At 32.1% G+C, this 14,616-nt stretch carries 12 protein-coding genes; 5 read left to right on the top strand and 7 right to left on the bottom strand.

The genetic code is table 11. The features are described 5' to 3' along the window. Positions 1-32: 32 nt before the first annotated feature. The 4 genes from purU to C8N41_RS06985 all read left to right on the top strand — a co-directional run bounded on the left by purU (position 33) and on the right by C8N41_RS06985 (position 5,227). Positions 33-887 carry a formyltetrahydrofolate deformylase gene (purU, locus tag C8N41_RS07000; protein ID WP_115838690.1) on the top strand — a complete coding sequence of 285 codons (855 nt, stop codon included), beginning with the start codon at positions 33-35 and terminating at the stop codon, positions 885-887. A 466-nt stretch (positions 888-1,353) separates the two neighbouring features. After that, positions 1,354-4,041: a T9SS type B sorting domain-containing protein gene (locus C8N41_RS06995; protein ID WP_170137095.1), complete on the top strand. Its 2,688-nt coding sequence runs from the start codon at positions 1,354-1,356 to the stop codon at positions 4,039-4,041. 166 nt (positions 4,042-4,207) lie between these two features. Next, on the top strand, positions 4,208-4,918 hold the full coding sequence (locus tag C8N41_RS06990) for a DUF4197 domain-containing protein (RefSeq protein ID WP_092444427.1): 711 nt from the start codon (positions 4,208-4,210) through the stop codon (positions 4,916-4,918). 111 nt (positions 4,919-5,029) lie between these two features. Beyond that, positions 5,030-5,227 carry a Lacal_2735 family protein gene (locus tag C8N41_RS06985; RefSeq protein WP_115838688.1) on the top strand — a complete coding sequence of 66 codons (198 nt, stop codon included), beginning with the start codon at positions 5,030-5,032 and terminating at the stop codon, positions 5,225-5,227. Between the two features lie 156 nt (positions 5,228-5,383). Here the strand turns inward: C8N41_RS06985 and C8N41_RS06980 are convergent, their stop codons facing one another. The 3 genes from C8N41_RS06980 to prfA are packed head-to-tail and all read right to left on the bottom strand — an operon-like array spanning position 5,384 to position 8,112. Continuing rightward, positions 5,384-6,172, bottom strand: a complete 789-nt coding sequence (locus tag C8N41_RS06980; RefSeq protein WP_092444433.1) for an ABC transporter substrate-binding protein — start codon at positions 6,170-6,172, stop codon at positions 5,384-5,386. Between the two features lie 19 nt (positions 6,173-6,191). Continuing rightward, entirely contained in the window at positions 6,192-7,001 is an 810-nt protein-coding gene (gene pyrF, locus C8N41_RS06975; protein ID WP_092444435.1) for an orotidine-5'-phosphate decarboxylase, read from the bottom strand. 34 nt (positions 7,002-7,035) lie between these two features. Further along, a complete protein-coding gene (gene prfA, locus C8N41_RS06970; RefSeq protein WP_115838687.1) occupies positions 7,036-8,112 on the bottom strand; it encodes a peptide chain release factor 1 in 1,077 nt (358 codons plus the stop codon). A 517-nt stretch (positions 8,113-8,629) separates the two neighbouring features. Between prfA and C8N41_RS06960 the strand changes: the two genes are divergently transcribed. Then, positions 8,630-9,289 (top strand): ATP-binding cassette domain-containing protein, encoded by a 660-nt coding sequence (locus C8N41_RS06960; RefSeq protein ID WP_115838685.1) that lies wholly within the window; start codon positions 8,630-8,632, stop codon positions 9,287-9,289. A gap of 4 nt (positions 9,290-9,293) precedes the next feature. Here C8N41_RS06960 and C8N41_RS06955 read toward each other — a convergent pair whose 3' ends face one another. From C8N41_RS06955 to C8N41_RS06940, 4 genes are all read right to left on the bottom strand, one after another. After that, positions 9,294-10,298, bottom strand: coding sequence for a DUF3078 domain-containing protein (locus tag C8N41_RS06955; RefSeq protein WP_115838684.1), 1,005 nt, complete (start codon positions 10,296-10,298; stop codon positions 9,294-9,296). Between the two features lie 10 nt (positions 10,299-10,308). Further along, entirely contained in the window at positions 10,309-11,487 is a 1,179-nt protein-coding gene (locus tag C8N41_RS06950) for an AIR synthase related protein (protein WP_092444445.1), read from the bottom strand. Between the two features lie 423 nt (positions 11,488-11,910). Next, on the bottom strand, positions 11,911-12,054 hold the full coding sequence (locus tag C8N41_RS16915) for a hypothetical protein (RefSeq protein WP_157723991.1): 144 nt from the start codon (positions 12,052-12,054) through the stop codon (positions 11,911-11,913). Positions 12,055-12,279: 225 nt separating this feature from the next. Then, a complete protein-coding gene (locus tag C8N41_RS06940) occupies positions 12,280-14,466 on the bottom strand; it encodes a glutamine synthetase III family protein (protein ID WP_115838683.1) in 2,187 nt (728 codons plus the stop codon). Positions 14,467-14,616 lie beyond the last annotated feature (150 nt).

Here is a 14,616-nt window from a genome sequence, read left to right as displayed (position 1 = left end):
TTAATTTTATCAATTCATTCAAGATTAGTTTTATGCATAAAATCACCTTACTTATTCATTGCGCAGATCAACCCAATATTATTGCTTCGGTGACTAACTTTATGGCCTCTAATGATGGAAATATTGTTTATATCGATCAGCATGTTGATAGAGAACAAAACATTTTTTTTATGCGTTTGGAATGTGAGTTTTCTTTAAACACATTTTCACTTGAAGAATTTAAGCAATCATTTCAATCTGTATTAGCTGAACAATTTCAACTGCATTGGAAAATGTATTCAGCAGAAAGAAAACCAAAAATGGCTTTATTCGTTTCAAAGTACGACCATTGTCTATATGATATTTTAGGACGTTATAATTCTGGAGAATTATGTTTAGAAATTCCTTTTATTCTCAGTAATCATCTCGACTTAAAACCTATTGCTAATAGTTTCAATATTCCTTTTTATCATGTTCCTGTAACTAAAGCAACAAAACATGAAGCCGAACAAAAACAATTAAAATTATTAGAAACGCATCAAATTGATTTTATTGTGTTGGCACGCTACATGCAAATTGTATCTGAAACTTTAATTGACAAATATCCTAACCGCATTATAAATATTCACCATTCCTTTTTACCTGCTTTTATTGGTGCTAAACCGTATCATTCGGCTTATAAACGCGGTGTAAAAATCATTGGTTCAACAAGTCATTATATTACGGAAGAATTGGATGCAGGACCAATTATTGCGCAAGATGTAGCGCATGTTACACATACATTTTCAATTAAAGACTTAATAGCAAAAGGTCGTGATTTGGAGAAAATTGTATTATCTAATGCTATTAAACTCCATGCTAATAGAAAAGTGATGGTTTATAATAATAAGACTATTATTTTCTCTTGATTCGTATTATCATAAAACATAATATTCTATTTTATATATCTTAGAAAGTTTAACTATAACATTTGGTTATATAAAGTCTCGCAAAGGTTAATTAAAATAAAAGACATTTTAACAGTCAGATTAAAAATCTTACCTACCTAAATATACTATTATATATTTTAACGTAAAAAAAATGTAATATAAACGGTTATTATAGAAAATTCCCATTCTAAGTATTATCTTGCTATATCTCCAGTATTAAACGAATAAATAATAAAATTATTGATAATTTTTACATCATTATTAAAAACAAACCAATAAACTAGTTTAAAGTCATATAACAATATAAAAATGTCAGTTCATGGAATTTAGTAATTTACTAAAAATTAGAATTTCTAATTACACCAATCACTCTCTTTTCTCAAAAAAAACATATCGTAATTATTTTCTCATTTTTCATAGTTTTATAATAATTTTTATGTGTTTAATGAGTTTTATTTCAAATTCTCAAAACGAAACCAATAATTGGATTTTTGGAGAACGCGCTGGCTTAAACTTCACTGCCCAACAAGACCCTCAAGTCATATACAATAGTCAATTAGTTGCCCCAAGAGGTTGTTCATCTATCTCTGACAGAAATGGTAATCTTTTAATTTACACTAATGGAGATATGATATTTAATAAAAACCATAACATCATGTCAAATGGAATTCTTGTTTCTCTCGATAACGTTCCAGGAGCACCTCCTCCACTAGTCACAAATAGGGATTTTGATCAAAACTCTATTATAGTTCCAATTGCTAATAGCAATATTTATTATGTTTTCACACTTGGACCAAATGGTTTATATTATTCCATTGTTGATATAAACCTTCAAAACGGACTAGGAGAAGTAACCATTAAAAACATACCTTTATTCACAGAAAATGGAGTGGCTAAAATTTCTGCAGTACATCATGCAGATGGAAAATCAATATGGTTAATGACAACCAAAAAAAATGATGATAATCAATTTACGTCATTCTATGCTTATAAAATAAATACAAATGGAACTATTAATGATCCTGTTATCAGCAATAACATGGGTTATAAGGGTGCTATGGAAGGTTCAATAAAATTTTCTCCAGATGGAAAAAAATTAGCTTGTGCCAATTTTCAATTAGAAAACGTACAGAACAATCTTACAACTTTTGATTTCAATAATGAAACAGGCGTATTGAGTAATAAATTCAATCTTCAAACTTCTTTTGTTTTTTTCGAAGTTGTAACAGCTTACAGTGTTGAATTTTCACAAGATTCGAAATATCTATATGCCAATTTACTTAGACAGCCAATGCAAGGTGAACCAAGTAGTACCAGAAAACACTTGTTATACAAATACGATTTAAGCTTAGTTAATCCTGCCGGTAATTTAGAAGTACTATATGAAGAATCTGATGCACCCGATAATGGTATAGCAACGTTACAACTAGCAAATAATGGTAAAATTTACAGAGCTATAAGCCAAAGTTCAAGCATCGGAACGGATTATGTAGGTTTTATATATAATATTGATAATGAAGAAACTCAATCAACTTACGCTCATAATGCTATAAATCTAAGTGCAAACGAATCTAGATTAGGGCTTCCAAACTTTATTCAATCGTATTTTAGAACTAGAATTTTAACTAAGAAAGGCTGCATAAACAACCCTGTTTTTTTTGAAGTGGATACTTATGCTGAAATTACAGCAATAGAATGGGATTTTGGAGATGGAAATACATCCAATGTAATTTCTCCTACTCATACATACAACTCAATTGGGAATTTTGCTACTTCAGTTACAATAACGATTAACGATCGTCAAATTACAGTTTATAAAAATATTATAATTAACCCACTTCCTGATTTAATTCCTAATCAGCAATTAATTCAATGCGATAACGATACCGACGGTATAGCAACTTTTAATCTATATAACATTCGTGAGAAAATTTCTACCTCAGTATCAGAGGAAGAATTATTTTTTTATAATAACCTTGCTGATGCAGAGCAAGATAGTAACCGTATTTCCAATCCTGAAAATTATACGAATATGGTTGTTAATGAAGAAATTTTTGTGAGAGTTGTTAATAAAAATGAATGTTTTTCAATTACTTCATTTTCGCTGAGTGCAATTCTAATTGAAATTGAAGGTCTAGAAAACATCTATACCTGTGAAAACTCTGATTTTATTGACGGTAACTCAGAAGGAAGATTTTCTATAAACTTAGTTAAAGCTAATATTCAAAATCAGCTTGATATATTAGACCCAAATACCATTACTTTATTCCCTTCATTTTTAGAAGCACAAACCACACAAAACGAAATTTCTCGTGATCAATTTATATCTGGTTCAACTACATTATGGGTTCGTTTAGACAATACAGATATCTCATGTGGTGGTATTGCGCCCATATCTTTAATTGTTAATTCGACACCTATAATTGCTCTTGAAGACAATTATGTTTTATGCGGAAGTAATCCAATAATATTAACGGGAAATGCATCTAATCATAGGTATGAATGGCTAAATAGTAATAATCAAATTATTTCAAATCTGAGACAATTTATATTTAACAACACAGGGACTTATACACATATTGCTTACAAAACAGAAAATGGAATAGAGTGTTCAAATTCTAAAACGTTTATTATAGAAAACATCGAATCACCCACTTTTAACACCGTAGAAATATCACCTTCTTTAGGTCGTACTAGCAATGTTACTATACTGGTAGACGGCAGCAATGATTATGAGTTTTCATTAGATGACATAACCTATTATGGCAATTCTAACGGCTATACATTTAACAATATACCTGCTGGAAAATACACAATTTTTGTCAGAGACCTTAATCAATGTCAACCTACAATACAAAAGGAAATCTACATTATTAGCTACCCTAACTTTTTCACACCAAATAATGATGGAATAAATGATTACTGGAGAATTAAAGGTATAAACAGCAATGACATAAAGTCTATAAAGATTTTCAATAGATATGGAAAAGTTATGTCTCACCTACTAAAGTCAACTAATTATATATGGGATGGTAAATATGGGAATCAACTGCAACCAACAAACGATTATTGGTTTGAAGTAACCTTTATTTCAGGCGAAAAGCAAACAGGACATTTTACTCTTAAACGGTAGCTCATATATAAGTTAACAATAATTAATTTTAAAAAAATTATTTCCTAATGCTATCAATCTTTATGGGAATAGAAGAGTGATAAATTTTAAATTTAGAAACTGCATAAAAATGAAACTATTATATATTTTATAAATTACCTTTGCTAAAAATTGTAAAACCAAAATTATGATTAAAAGAATTTTTGCCCTATTAGTAGTTTTCAATATCATGGCTTGTGCCGAACTGCAGCAAGTTGTAGATTCGTTACCACAAGGTACCAGTGATGTTCTAGGGAATGCTGACATTGCAGCAGGACTAAGAGAAGCTTTAGATAAAGGTATTGATAAACAAGTAACAAAATTAACAGCTGAAGACGGCTTTTTTAAAAATGAATTGGTAAAAATCGTTTTACCAGAAGAACTACAAAAAGTTGATACTGCACTTCGTAAAATAGGATTAAGCAGTTTAGCTGACGAAGGTTTAAAAGTACTTAACAGAGCTGCAGAAGATGCGGTTTCTGAAGCAACACCAATTTTTGTAAACGCTGTTAAAGACATTACTTTTGATGATGCTAAGAATATACTTTTAGGAGAAGATGATGCTGCCACATCCTATTTAACGTCAAAAACGCAAACTGAGCTTTACAATAAGTTTAAGCCTGTTATTAATAATTCTTTTAGCAAAGTTGGAGCAGATCAAATATGGTCTAATTTAATTACCAAGTACAATAACATTCCTCTTACAAACAACGTTAACCCAGATTTAACGGATTACGTAACACAAGAAGCTTTAAAAGGAGTGTATACCATGATTGCGGTGGAAGAAAAAGAAATTAGAACTAAAGTCTCTTCGAGAAGTACCGATTTATTGAAAAAAGTATTTGCCCTCCAAGATTAATCTACTTAAATTAAAACTACTTATACATTGTTATCGTTATTTTTCTGAATAACAACCAATTATTCTAGCTAAATTTTAGTATCTTACTAACGTAGGTATTAAAATTTAGCTTTGTATAATTCAGATTACATATTAAAAAGGAGAAAAAAACTTAAAAAAAAGTATATTCAACTTATTGAAGATGCTTATAATTTAAGACAAACCGATCACGCCTTAAGTGATTTTTCTGAATACAAAGCCAATAAAATTCTTTACAAACTTAAAAAGTTAGAATTTGTTGTCAATAAGCCAGATATTGAATTACAGTAACTTGATTAAGCCACATTTAATTATATCCTAACACTAACATAACTTACAGATCAAGTTAACTTGCCATCTTTGCAGTGCAAAAGATTGAGTTAGTTAGATCTTAGATTAGGATAGTTAGTTATAAAGTCGGTATTGTTGTTAGGTATCGACTTTTTTTTATGTGCTAGGGTGAAGTGTTTTAAAATACTGATACGATTTTAATAGCCGACTGCCATACCACGAAAACAGCTCACCATCTACAATTTTCACGGTCTTTTCTGGAAATTTCTTCTGAAATTCTAATACATGTTCTGCTTTAAAGGGAAAAGGTTCACTAGATAAAAAGATGGCGTCTATCTCATTTAACTCCGAACTCTCTATATCAATTTCAGGATAACGCTTTTGTGCTTTAAATCCATTTTCAAAACCAGCTTCGTTAATCATAACATCTATAAAGTTATTTGATGCTGCAACCATCCAAGGCTGTTTCCAAATAAAATAAGCCACTTTTAATTTTTCTGTATTTTGAAATTTCTGTTTAAAGGCTTCGCGTTCTAATTGCAGATTTTTTATTAAAGTTGAAGTCGTTCTTTCAATATTAAACATTTTTCCATACATATGAATCAACTCATAACAATCTTCAAGGTTATAAATATCACTAATATGAATAGGAGCAATTTCTTTTAAACTATCAATAATCTCTTTTGTGTTTTCCTCCTTATTACAAAGAATAATATCTGGCTGAAGTGCTATTATTTTATCAATATTAATTTGTTTTGTACCGCCAACAACTGCCTTAGACATTCTAAGATGCTTTGGATGCACACAAAACTTCGTTACACCAACAATGGCGGACTCCAAACCTAAATCGACTAACAACTCGGTTTGTGATGGCACTAACGAGATAATTCGTTTGGGTGTTTTTTTGAGTTGGCTCTCTCTTTTGAGTTGGTCTATGTACGTCATACTTCCTTGAAATGACAGTTTACAATTCAGCAGCCATCTGCAACTGTAATTCCTCAGCTTTCTGAGCAGCAGCTTCTGCAAAATTTTCATCTTGTGAAGCGTAAATAATGCCTCGAGACGAATTTATTAACAGACCTACCGAATCATTCATGCCATATTTGCAAACCTCTTGAAGGTTTCCACCTTGGGCGCCAACACCAGGTACTAACAAAAAGCTATCTGGAATAATTTTTCTAATATCTCCAAGAAATTCAGCTTTAGTGGCGCCAACGACATACATTAAGTTTTCAGAATTGGCCCAAGATTTAGACGTTTCTAAAACCTGTTTATATAACTCTACTCCATCAACTGTTTTTGTTTGAAAATCAAAAGCTCCTTGGTTAGAAGTTAAAGCTAAAAGAATCGTATGTTTATCTTTAAATGCTAAAAAAGGTTCTACGGAATCTTTTCCCATATATGGTGCAACCGTTACACTATCGAAACCTAAATCTTCGAAAAACGCCTTAGCATACATGGTGCTTGTATTCCCAATATCACCTCGTTTGGCGTCAGCAATGGTATAAATTTCAGGATGATTATCGTTGAGATAGTTGATTGTTTTCTCTAAAGCTTGCCAACCTTTTATACCGTAAGCTTCGTAAAATGCTGTATTAGGTTTGTACGCCACACAAAGGTGATGTGTCGCATCAATAATAGCCTTATTAAAAGCGAAGATGGGATCGTCGCCTTTTAGTAAATGCTTTGGAATTTTATTTAAATCGACATCTAATCCTATGCAAAGAAAGGATTTCTTTTTTTGGATTTGGTCTATAAGCTTTTGTGTGGTCATAGTATAAAAAAAGCCTCAAAAAAGAGGCTTCAATTTAAATTTCATCATCATTAGCCTTTAACAACTCAGTGTTTTCAGCTAACATTAATTCGTCTATTATTTTTTGAATATCACCGTTAATGATATTTGATAAATCGTAAAGCGTTAAACCAATTCTATGATCCGTAACTCGTCCTTGAGGATAATTGTAGGTTCTAATCTTAGCAGACCTATCACCAGAACTCACCATACTTTTACGCTTTTCAGAATCTGCGGCTTGTTGCTTCGCTAATTCTAAATCGTATAAACGCGAACGTAATACCTTTAAGGCTTTTTCTAAGTTTTTATGAGATGATTTCTGATCTTGACAACTTACAATCATTCCTGTTGGTTCGTGATGTAACTTAATAGCCGAATACGTTGTATTTACCGACTGACCACCAGGACCTGTAGATGTGGTGCGTTCAATACGAATTTCTGTCATGTCTAATTCATAATCAAACTCTTCGGCTTCAGGCAATACCATAACCGTTGCCGCACTAGTATGCACACGACCTTGAGTTTCGGTTTGTGGTACACGCTGCACACGGTGTACACCAGCTTCAAACTTTAAAGTGCCGTAAACATCTTCACCAGAAACTTCAAAAATAATTTCTTTAAATCCACCTGAAGTACCATCACTTTGACTCACCACATCAACTCTCCAACCTTTATCGCTACAGTATTTAGAATACATTCGGTATAAATCACCTGCAAATATACTAGCTTCGTCACCACCAGTACCAGCTCTTACTTCCACTACAACATTTTTAGCATCGTCTGGATCTTTAGGAATTAACATAAATCGAATCTCTTCCTCTAGCTTAGTGATGGTTTCTTTAGCTTCTTCGAGCTGCATCTTAGCCATCTCAACCATTTCGGCATCAGAGCCATCGGCAATAATTTCTTCAGCTTCCGAAACATTATCTAAGGCTTCTTTATATATTTCTCCTTTGTCTACAATTAATTTAAGGTCTTTGTATTCCTTCATCAGCTTGGTGTAGCGTTGCTGATCTGATATAATATCGGGTTGAATGATAAGGTCATTTACCTCATCGAAGCGTTGTTTTATTATCTGTAATTTCTCTAACATCTCTCTTCAAAAATTGGATTTCAAAAATACAATTTTTTTAAGATATAAGGCCGCTTCACTTTTAGAATAAACAACAAAGCCCCATTAGTTTTAAACAACTAAATTACAAGCATTTACAAAGTGTCAGAAATCCTTCAACATGACTACAATAAATTTAGAATAATTAGACACTAAAATATATTTTAAAAATAAAACGCATAAAATTAGCGTTAGCTATATAGTATGTATCGATTCCTAGCTATACTTACATTTTATAGACCGTTTGTGGTTTGGTCGTTTATTGTGAATGCTATAATTGGATTTTTTAATCCGGTTATAGTACCTGCATTAGTGACAAAACTATTTCTTACGGTTTTTGCATGGTACTACGTGAGTGAAACTCGTAATAAAAGAAAATTAACTTTTTATAAGAATTTAGGTATTTCGAGCTTAAAACTTTTTTTCGTGCTTTTTATTTTAGATAGTATCTTAACCGTTATTTTCCTTACCATATTTAAGGAATTCACCTAATTATAATATGAAATTTGAATTAGACAATGTTGAACTTTACTTTAAAAATAAGCGGATTTTACAAGGTATTTACCTTAAAGCAGAAACAGGATACGTTACTGCTGTATTAGGCAGAAATGGCTGTGGTAAAAGTTCTTTACTCAACATTGCGTTTGGAAACTTAAAACCCAAATACATGTTAGTTAGAATAGACAACAAACCACTATTGAAACCTTTATACACCACAAAACGCGCAGTATATTTACCACAGTACCATTTTATCCCAAGTGATGTTACTTTGGCGTTTGTGTTTAAATTATACGTAGTTGATTGGGTTGTATTTATTGAAAGTTTTAAAGCTTTTGCTAAATATAAAAAGTCTAATTTTAAAGTATTATCAGGTGGAGAAAGACGGATTGTTGAAACCTATATTATTCTAAAAACTAAAAGTGAAATCGTATTTTTAGACGAACCTTTTTCTCATTTATCTCCTTTACACATTGACACGGTAAAACAACTTATTAAAACAGAGAAAAAAGAGAAAGTGATTATAATTTCAGATCATATGTACCAACACATCATTGATGCCTCGGATTGTATTTATTTATTAAATAATGGCACCACAAAAAAGATTAATCAGCTCTCAGAGCTTGAGGATTACAAATACCTAAGTGAAGGTACGTTGTAAGCATTTAAGAAGATGAATTATTTTTTATTATGTTATCTAAATCCACAACCACACCAACACCTAAAATTTGTTTCCATTGCAACTTTGGACCAACAATAACATTTTCTTCGTTAGTGATTTCGTTGGTTTCAACTTCAACTTTAATATCATCATCGTATCTAAGGTGAGAACCTAAAGTAGCTTTAACAAATTTATTAACTTTCATATCTAAGTTAAGTTCCCACTCTAAATCTATATTTCCGAAACTATTTATATAATCGGTATACAAACGCAACAAGCTGGTGATTTTAATATTTTCGAATACTTCTTCTTCGTACTGATTAGTTAATAAAATCCCCAATTCTTGTTTTACCTTTTTTCCTTCTCTAAGAAGGTTACCCTCTAGGTCATAAATTGCCGGATCTACTCCAAAAGCTCCTCTATTAGCTAAATCTCTATCTAAAACAAAAGTGGTTTTTAGAGTAATTGGAGAGGCATAGAATGACATACGCTCTATAAACCGACCATATTCCATACCTGTACCAAAAAACATATAACCTGGTGCTAAAAATTTAGATATAGGAGTATCTCTATCTGGGTAATTATACCCTTTAGCCAACTGCGAATTAAAGCTGAACTTTGCCGAATAAAACCAATTACTTTTAGGATCTTTCTCTAGACCTACGTTAGAAATAACCTCAATGACATCTTCCGTTTTTCTAACATTTAATTCTTCCTGTTTATTTAAACCATAACGAATATTAAAATTAGAATTCCAATACCATTTTTCTTGCTTATATTTTGCTTCAGCCTTACCTGTTACGATTCCTGAAATAGAATTGGTACCACCAGAATTCCAATTTGTGAATGATACTTGGTTAAGATTTAAGCCAACTTCTTTTTTAGTTCTCCAACCTAACTGTATAGGTTCATTTTTCTTCTTTTGAAAGTACAAAGAATCTGGTTGCGCAAAAAGCACACTAGAACATAACACAAACACACTAAATATAAACCAAGAATAGTTTTTCATACTTAAAAAATTAATATGTAAATGTACCGTACTCACTAGCAATGGTCAATTGCTTTTTGTCGGACGCTTCTACACGTCCAATAATTTTAGCATCAACATTAAAAGATTTTGAAATTTCAATAATAGCATCTGCAACCTCCGGTTTTACATACAATTCCATACGATGGCCACAATTAAACACTTGATACATTTCTTTCCAATCCGTTTTAGATTGTTCCTGAATGAGTTTAAATAACGGCGGAACTTGAAACATATTATCTTTCACAATATGAAGTTCATCTATAAAATGAAGAATTTTTGTTTGTGCACCTCCACTGCAATGTACCATACCATGCACCGTATCGCTATTATATTTACTTAGAATTGCTTTTATAATTGGCGCATATGTACGAGTTGGTGATAAGACTAACTTACCCGCATCTATCGGTGCATTTTCAACAGTATCAGTCAGTTTAGTTTGTCCGGAATACACTAAATCTTCTGGCACAGCAGCATCATAACTTTCCGGATATTTTTTTGCTAAATATTTAGAAAACACATCGTGTCTGGCAGAGGTTAAACCATTACTTCCCATTCCTCCATTATATTCAGTTTCATAAGAGGCTTGACCAAAAGACTCTAAACCTACAATAACATCACCAGCAACAATATTTGCATTATCTATAACATCACTCCGTTTTATACGTGCGGTTACAGTAGAATCTACAATAATAGTTCTTACTAAATCGCCTACATCTGCTGTTTCACCACCTGTAGAATGAATCGTAACACCAAATGATTTTAAATCTTCTATTAAATCTTCTGTACCGTTAATAATCGCCGAAATGACTTCACCAGGAATAAGATTTTTATTTCGCCCAATTGTAGATGATAACATTATATGATCTGTGGCACCGACGCATAACAAATCGTCAATATTCATAATTAAAGCATCTTGAGCAATACCTTTCCAAACTGAGATATCTCCAGTTTCTTTCCAATACATATACGCTAATGATGATTTTGTACCTGCTCCATCTGCATGCATTATTAAACAATAGTCCTCATCATTGGTTAAATAATCTGGAACGATTTTACAAAATGCTTTTGGAAATAACCCTTTATCGATATTCTTTATAGCATTATGAACATCTTCTTTTGACGCTGAAACACCTCTTTGCGCATATCTTTTACTCACCGAATTACTCATCTTTCAATTTATTAGTATTGGTGTTGCAAAAGTAAGGATTGCGTTTAATTATAAGGAATGATTAAGTTGGAATTAATAACAGTTTTCATTTTTTTTCTTAACTCCTCTTTTTTTCGATTGCCACCAAAGTAGAGATTAAGACCTAAACCGGCCATTAATAATCTGTCTTCTGTATCACCTAAAGCAAGATTATCTAAGTGACTGTCAGTAAAAAATAGTTGCATTCCCCTAAAAGTTGAAGTCCAACACGTTCTATTAATAGAAACCCTACAAATCATAAACCTTTAATTATCAACAAGAAAAGTCGAAATAAAAAAATGTTCATGTCAGAAAACATTAATTTTGAACAAAAAAAAAGATAAAACCGAGTTATCGATTTTATCTTATAGATTTAATAGGTAAAAATAACCTAACAATTTTGTCTTAATTTTTAAGATCTGTTGGTAGCTTTACTTGGATACTTGCCACATTATCATTGCTGACATTATTCAATTCATCCGAATTGTCTTGAGACAAAATAAGCGTCGCCCCAACAAGAATTGCTACACTAAGTAGTAACTTTTTCATTTTTACAAATATTGATTAATAGCCCTACAAAAATACGAAATAAACGTATCGTTAAATTGACTAAACTCAATTATTTAACCTGTTTCTACTACCTTTTCGACAACTCGTTTAATGTCATCGACAAACTACACAAAAGTCCAATTTATCGCTTTTTAGACTACGTATATATACGTATTTCGTCGGATGAAATTACCGACGAAATACATTACTATTTTATAGCCACTATCATTTAGTAAACAAAAGCTCTCTATATTTTGTTAAAGGCCACAACTCGTCATCAATCATTATCTCTAACTTATCGCAATGGTATCTAATATCTGCAAATAAAGGTTTTACCCGATTGCAATAGCCATCCGCTCGCTTTTCTAAACTAGCTTCTTTATTACAGACTTTACGCGCCTCTGTCATTTTCGTAACAGTAGTATTAATCGTTTCAATGTGCTCTGAAATTTCTTTTATAAGAACTAGTTGGGCTTTAGCAAAGTCTTTAAACTGGTCACCGTAAATTGTTTTTAGACCAGTAACATTCTCAATAAGTATATTTTGATATCTCACCGCTGTAGGCACTACATGGTTTCTGGCAATATCACCAATGACTCTACTTTCAATTTGAATGTGATGAATATAATCTTCCATTTCAATTTCATAGCGCGCTTCAGATTCCACTTTATTCATCACGCCTAAGTTATCAAAAAGTGCTATCGTAGATTTGGCTTTTTTAATCTGTAGAGCCTCTGGTGTGGTTTTATTATTACTCAATCCACGTTTTTTAGCTTCCTTCTCCCAAGCTTCACTATACCCATTACCTTCAAAAAGAATAGCTTTAGAAGTTTTAATATACTCACGTAAAACATTAAAAATAGCATCATCCTTTTTCATGGATTTGCTGTTAATCAGTTCATCTACCTCAACTTTAAATTCTTTTAACTGATTAGCTACAATTGTACTTAAAACCGTCATTGGTTTAGCACAATTTGCTGTAGACCCTACAGCTCTAAATTCAAATTTATTACCTGTAAAAGCAAATGAAGATGTTCTATTACGATCTGTATTATCTAATATAACTTCAGGAATTTTTCCTACCACATTAAGTTTTAAATCCGTAATTTCTTTAGGCGATAATTTCCCTTTAGTTACGGTTTCTAATTCACCTAACACTTTTGTAAGTTGATCTCCAATAAAGATTGAAATAATCGCAGGAGGCGCCTCATTAGCCCCCAAACGATGATCGTTACTGGCAGATGCAATAGCTGCTCTTAACAACTCTTCATGGGTTTGTACAGCTTTAATTGTGTTAATAAAGAACGTTAAAAACTGTAGGTTACTCATTGGTGTTTTACCTGGAGCTAAAAGATTGACACCAGTGTTTGTAGACAAACTCCAGTTATTATGCTTTCCAGATCCGTTAACACCTGCAAAAGGTTTTTCGTGCATTAATACTGTAAAACTATGACGTTTTGCGATTTTCTGCATAATATCCATCAATAATGAATTATGATCAACAGCCAAGTTAGCCTCTTCAAATATGGGAGCTAATTCAAACTGATTAGGCGCCACTTCGTTGTGCCTTGTTTTAACCGGAATTCCTAGAAGCATACATTGATGTTCTAAATCGCGCATATATGACATCGCTCTTGCAGGAATGGTTCCAAAATAATGATCATCTAACTGCTGACCTTTTGCAGGCGAATGGCCCAATAAGGTTCTTCCGGTTAATAAGATATCTGGTCTAGATATGGCTAAAGCTGTATCAATTAAAAAATATTCTTGCTCCCAACCTAATGAAGTTCTGACGCTTTTTACGTTTTTATCAAAATATTTACATACGGCTACTGCTGCATTATCAACAACCTGCAAGGCTCTCAATAAAGGTGTTTTAAAATCTAAAGCTTCGCCTGTATAGGATACAAAAACAGTTGGAATACATAAGGTTTTATCGTAAATAAAAGCAGGTGATGTTGGATCCCATGCCGTGTACCCTCTTGCTTCAAATGTATTTCTTATTCCACCATTAGGAAAACTAGATGCATCTGGTTCTTGTTGAACTAATTGGTTTCCTCCGAATTTTTCGATGGCAAGCCCATCTCCGATCGTTTCAAAAAACGCATCATGCTTTTCTGCAGTGGCACCTGTTAGAGGTTGAAACCAATGCGTATAATGTGTAGCTCCTTTAGATATCGCCCATTCTTTCATTCCGGTTGAAATATGATCTGCCACAAGACGATTAATCTTCGTCCCTTTTTCTATGGCTTCTAACACGCTATTTAAAGATGTTTTAGTTAAGTATTGGCGCATGGCGACCTCATTAAATACATTAGAACCAAAAATTTCTGATCGACGTTTATCTTCTTTTATTTTTAATGGTTTTCTTTTTAAAGATGCTTTTACAGCATGAAATCTCAGTGTTGACATATTGTTAATTTTGAAGTTCAAAAATACAAAATATTTAAAAATTCTCAACGTACCCCTAAAAAAATAGGGTCATTGACAAAAATCACATTAATAACCCATAATTTACCCTCTATTTTTTGATGCTAACAAAATAAAAGCAATATTTGTGTC

Source organism: Winogradskyella sediminis (assembly GCF_003387355.1).
Taxonomy (GTDB): Bacteria; Bacteroidota; Bacteroidia; order Flavobacteriales; family Flavobacteriaceae; genus Winogradskyella; species Winogradskyella sediminis.
The sequence above is the reverse complement of the archived record's forward strand: the minus strand, read 5'-3'. Positions and strand labels throughout refer to the sequence as shown.